This is a genomic window from Mesorhizobium sp. M2A.F.Ca.ET.037.01.1.1 (assembly GCF_003998075.1).
Lineage (GTDB): Bacteria > Pseudomonadota > Alphaproteobacteria > Rhizobiales > Rhizobiaceae > Mesorhizobium.
Window position 1 is genome coordinate 1 of the sequence record NZ_RZSA01000458.1, and the last position, 5,046, is coordinate 5,046.

At 59.8% G+C, this 5,046-nt stretch carries 4 protein-coding genes and 1 pseudogene; 3 read left to right on the plus strand and 2 right to left on the minus strand.

Features of this window, described 5'->3' with window-relative positions:
- Positions 1-131 (plus strand): annotated as a pseudogene (locus EOA27_RS42235) (transketolase); the annotation flags it as partial.
- A gap of 626 nt (positions 132-757) precedes the next feature.
- Here the strand turns inward: EOA27_RS42235 and EOA27_RS21360 are convergent.
- Entirely contained in the window at positions 758-1,270 is a 513-nt protein-coding gene (locus EOA27_RS21360) for a flavin reductase family protein (protein WP_126062143.1), read from the minus strand.
- Positions 1,271-1,540: 270 nt separating this feature from the next.
- Between EOA27_RS21360 and EOA27_RS21365 the strand changes: the two genes are divergently transcribed.
- Positions 1,541-2,509, plus strand: a complete 969-nt coding sequence (locus EOA27_RS21365) for a LysR substrate-binding domain-containing protein (protein WP_126062142.1) — start codon at positions 1,541-1,543, stop codon at positions 2,507-2,509.
- A 159-nt stretch (positions 2,510-2,668) separates the two neighbouring features.
- Positions 2,669-3,346: a TetR/AcrR family transcriptional regulator gene (locus EOA27_RS21370; RefSeq protein ID WP_126062141.1), complete on the plus strand. Its 678-nt coding sequence runs from the start codon at positions 2,669-2,671 to the stop codon at positions 3,344-3,346.
- 105 nt (positions 3,347-3,451) lie between these two features.
- Here EOA27_RS21370 and EOA27_RS21375 read toward each other — a convergent pair whose 3' ends face one another.
- Entirely contained in the window at positions 3,452-4,768 is a 1,317-nt protein-coding gene (locus EOA27_RS21375) for an LLM class flavin-dependent oxidoreductase (protein WP_126062140.1), read from the minus strand.
- Positions 4,769-5,046: the final 278 nt, after the last annotated feature.

Here is a 5,046-nt window from a genome sequence, read left to right on the forward strand (position 1 = left end):
TTGGCGTGAAGCTCAAGCGCCACGGCATCTACGACGAATACAGCCTGATCGCGCCGCCCACCCATCTCTACGCTCATTACAAGCTCGATGCCGCAGGCATTCGCAGCGTTGCAGAGGCCTTCATCGCCTGAGCTATGAACGCCACGGAGGCGGGCTGCAGTCGCCCCCGCGAACGGACTGGGCGCGGCTGAGACCCGCCGAAGACGATGAAGGACTTCCCACCGCGAGGGTGTGCCCTGGAAGCCGATCCTATCGGCCTGCAGGGCGTTTCAGGTAAGCAGCTGTCGATGTTAGCTTCTGCGCCGCGGCGTGCCCTGTTCAGTCGCGACATGTCGATGCCGGCCTTTGGTCAACACGGCGGTGACTTACCTGTTCTGCTAGAAACCGTTGGGCGATCGCGTCGTGCGCGGCCTCGTACTTCCCTTGCCATTTGGCCGCGACCGCCGCGCGGGCCGCATATTCGAAACGGACCGAACACCGGCCAATCCTCGTGGACGATCCGCAGCTTGCGGTCGCTTGTAAGCCGCTTCTTCAGTTCCGGATGGCTCTTGCGGCAGTAGGAGCAGTCGTAGTCGATGAACTCGGCGATCGCGAGGTCGGGACTGACGTTGCTGCCGCAAGGTTGAGGCCGACCAGGAGACGCCGATGGCTAATGGAAATTCGCTCAGCATGAAATGACCTTCGAGGCGCAGCGCCGCCCTTCATGGGATGAAACAAGCGCGCGGGCGCGGCCGATGAGGGCGTTTTGGCAACCCGGTCAACCCGGCCGGAGCGTGTGGAAGGATCGCTTGAAATGGATGAGCGGCTCGCCGCCGAGATGCTCCATGTCTCGGACGTCGCCGATCATTATCTCATGGTCGCCGCTCGCGATGATGCTGTTCAGGTCGCAGCTGATGCAGGAAACAGCCCCGTCGATCATCGGCAGGCCCGCATCGGAGAGCCGATGGCTGACGGACGCGAACTTGTCCGCAGCCTTGCTGGCGAATAGCATGCAGATCTCGCGCTGCTCGCGGCTTAGGAAATTGATACAGAAGCGCCGCTTCTCTTTCAGCACCGGCAGCGTGTTGGACGTCTTGTCAACCGAGATCAAGAACTGCATTGGCTCCAGCGAGAGCGCGATGACGGCGCTCATGGTCAGGCCGTGTAAGGTCCCGTCACTGGCCGCGGTCGTGATAACCGCGACGCCGGATGGCCAATGGCTGGACACGGTCTTGAACAGGTCGCGGCCGATGGGCATGGCGGCAGGAGGAACGACGATGGGAGCATTCATGTTCGGTGCGTCCTATGATCGCGCTTTTGGTATTGCGACCATGCCGAAGGGCGGCGGTCGCGTAAATGCGCAAAATTCTTGGTGTCCCATAACAAATCCTTTTGTGAACGCCCGGCAGACGAAATAATGCTTTGAGGGTAAGCCACTGAAAGGATTGCAATGAGTTCGCCGATGTAACTTTGCGAGGTGTTCAATAGGGATCCGCAAAAGTAGGTGCGGCCGAGTCAGCGCCGACTTGCGGATCACGGCCGAGTGCCATAGAAATTCGTTATGTCATTGCTGCGCAAAAGCATCCCCTCGCTCGTCTCGCTAATCTCTTTCGAAGCAGCTGCGCGGCTGATGAGTTTCACCAAGGCGGCCGACGAATTAAACATCACGCAGGCGGCCATCAGCCGGCAGATTCGCGAGCTGGAACATTTCCTCCAGATGCCTCTCTTCGAAAGAGGGCACCGGTCGATCGAGCTCACGCCGGCTGGCGCCATGCTCAATGCATCGCTGCCGGTGCATCTGACGGCCATAGCCTCTCTTGCGGACCGCGTAAGGGAGCTGCGCGATCCGCAGGCGATCGTGGTCGGCACGACCCATGCTTTCGGCACCTACTGGCTGGCCCCGCGGCTTGCCGAGTTCAGCGGTCTCCATCCGGACGTGGATCTGCGGCTGGCGGTGAATGACGAACTCGTCGACATTTCGAAGCAGCGGATAGACATGACGGTGCGTTTCGGCGGAGGCTCGTGGTCGTCCATGTCGGCAAGGTTCCTGGTCGGCTGCGAGGTGACGCCAGTCTGCCATCCTTCCTATTGGGACAGGCGCAAGCGACCAGCCCGCCCAGCCGATCTCTTGGGCGAGAAACTGCTCGACATTGAGGGGCGATCCGTGCAGGGCGGTGGCTGGAGCGACTGGTTTCATGCCCATGGAATCGACGCCACCAAAGGCAAGCACCAGATCACGGTCAACAACTTCTCAGTCCTCATGCAGGCGACGCTGAGCGGCCAGGGTATCGCCCTGGCTGGCAGCCCGCTGATCGACGATCTCTTCGCCAGCGGGGTTCTGGTGCCGGCCGTCGACATCACCCCGTACAGAGTGCGGGGTGCCGACTATTATGTAGTGGAGCCAGCCGGACAACTGCGCAAGCAAAGTTGCGAAATGTTCTGTGCTTGGCTTTACGACAGGATGCGTCGGGATGCATCGGTGACGAACAATGAGCATCTGCTGACTGAAATTCATCCGCCGGCTTTATGAGATCCGGTCAGTCAAGACCTTTGCTCATCGAAAACTGCTGCTTCGGCGGCCGCGCGACGAATGGCGAAGACTGGCTTGATTGTCTGAATTCATTGGTGCCTTGACCTTCGGGCGCGTTTCTTCTTGTGTCCGACTCAGGGCTGTGCAATCGAGGTGAAGATGAGCAACGATGTCGAGGAAAAGGCCGCCGCAGACCGACAGCCGAAGCGCATCGTAGCGCGCCAGCCCCAACGCAAACCCGGGCAGTTGCGCTTTCGCAAACTGCTCGACGCGCTGGACGAGTTGCTTGCAACCAGCAACGTTCAGGATATCGGGCTTTACCAGATCGCCGCCAAGGCGAAGGTGCCGAACGCATCGGTCTACCATTTCTTCCCTAGCACGGAATCCGCACTGCTTGCGCTTGCCGAGGTGCACCACAATGCGTTGCTAGAGCTCTCCATGCTGCAGCTGGAAATCCGGCCGGCGCGTTGGCAGGATCTGTTTCGGCAGAAGGTGATCAGCGCGGCCGAGTATCACAACAGTCACCCGGCGGCGTTGCGATTGTTTCTCGGCGCCAATATCAGCGTCGAGGTCAAAAGCGCCGATATATCGCAGTACCATCGTCTTGTTGACGGCAGGTCGCAGCTGCTTTCGTACTACTTCCATGTGCCTGCCGTGCCGGATTGGGAGCGCCGTCTCGCGGCATACTTCGCCATGATAGACGGCGTTTTCTCGCTGTCTTACAGCGAAAACGGTTTTATCCGGGAGGACTATGTTGCGGAGGCGCATCTGGCTGGTATCGCCTATCTGCGCTGCTATCTTCCGGAAATTCTAGTGCCTCGTGACGATGCCGGGTAGCGGCCGTTCCACGGCCCCTGAATGCAAAAATCCGCTGGTTTTAGAGTAATGGGGCGGCCCAGCGATCTATCATGCTGGGCCGCTCATGCTACCTCGGGTCAGGCGTCAGTTCTGCAGGTTTTCGCGGAAGGTCGCGTACTGATACTCCTTGCGGTATATCCCGCGGCGTTGCAGTTCCGGGACCACAGTCTTGACGAACTGGACATAGGTTCCAGGACTGATCGACGGGCAGATCATGAAGCCGTCGCAGCATTCGGCTTCGAAGAAATCCTGCAGGTGGTCGGCAATCTGTTTCGGAGTGCCGATGAGCTGCGGGGTCATCTGGCTGGTCGCCCAGGCCTTGCCGGCCTGGCCTAGCGTCAGCCCATCCTTCTTGGTTCCCTGCAGCATCACGTCGAGGATGCCGCGGCAGCCTTGGGTCAGTTCTAGGTCCTCCAGCGGCTTGTCGAGAGGTTCCTTCGACATGTCGACGCCCAGCGCGTTGGAGATCTCGGCGACGCCGAGCGTGGGGCTTGCATACTCGTTGATGGCCGCGGCGCGCTCTCGGGCGATCGATTCCGTGTCGCCGAGCACGATGTCAACGGCAGGAACGATGGCGCATTCGTTCGGCTTGCGTCCGCTGGCTACAACCCGATCCTTGATGTCGCGGTAGAAGGCCTGCATGTGCTCCTTGGAGTTCTGCAACGTGAAGATGACTTCGGCCCAGCGGCCGGCGAATTCGCGGCCGCGAGGTGACGACCCCGCCTGCATGATGACCGGCCGGACCTGTGGAGAGCTTGGCACCGTCAGCGGGCCGCTGGTGCGCACATATTGGCCTTCATAGTTGGCGTAGTGGACTTTGTCGGGGTCGGCGAAGACATTGTTCTCCCGATCGCCGACGAGCGCTCCCGGCTCCCAGCTCCGCCAGAGCTTGTCGCAGGCCTCAAGCACTTCGTCGGCCATGTCGTACCGTTTGTTCTTGTCCATCAGCGCATCCATACCGAAATTCCTGGCCTCGCGCTCCATCGCCGAGGTGACTACGTTCCAGCCGGACCGACCTTTGCTGATGTGATCGAGGGAGGCGAAGGCACGCGCGATGTGGAAAGGGTGATAGAAGGTCGTCGACATGGTCGATGCGAGTCCGATGCGCGAGGTGACGCGGGCCATGGCGGCTAGAAGCTGCATCGGATCCATCATGCATTGCTGACCGCCCTCTTTCAGGTTGGTGCGGTAGCCGCCAGCGTATGAATCGAAGAGCATCAGGAAGTCGACGAAGAACAACCCGTCGAATTTGCCGCGCTCCAGGACGCGGGCGATCTCCTCGTAGCGGGCAGGATCAAGCATAGCCAGGCCGTCGCTCTCCGGGTGTCGCCAGCTCCCGTAGTGGTGCCAGGTCGGCCCCGCCAGTACGTAGCCTATCAGATGCATTTGCCGCTTCGACATGGGTGGAAATCCTCCGCGTGGCCGGGACAGTCGTGATAATGAGAGAGCGCTAGGATTACAGAGAAACTTATTCGTTATCAACAGGCATTCTGGATGAAACGACGGTGCCCTCGATCACGGTGTGCGTCCGGCGGACACTTATCCAAACTGCTTGAGTTTCATGGAAAATTAGCGCAAATTTTGGGGGGGCGGATCCCGTGTCGGGTTTGGCACTCATAAAGCCACTAATCGATATTTATCATAGTAATGGATCCGGAGACCTCGGAGGGACTTATGGA

Excerpts from the sequence above, each read along its gene's own strand:
- EOA27_RS21375 (WP_126062140.1), bottom strand. The coding sequence starts at position 4,768 with ATGTCGAAGCGGCAAATGCATCTGATAGGCTACGTACTGGCGGGGCCG.
- EOA27_RS21360 (WP_126062143.1), bottom strand. The coding sequence starts at position 1,270 with ATGAATGCTCCCATCGTCGTTCCTCCTGCCGCCATGCCCATCGGCCGC.
- EOA27_RS21365 (WP_126062142.1), top strand. The coding sequence starts at position 1,541 with ATGTCATTGCTGCGCAAAAGCATCCCCTCGCTCGTCTCGCTAATCTCT.
- EOA27_RS21370 (WP_126062141.1), top strand. The coding sequence starts at position 2,669 with ATGAGCAACGATGTCGAGGAAAAGGCCGCCGCAGACCGACAGCCGAAG.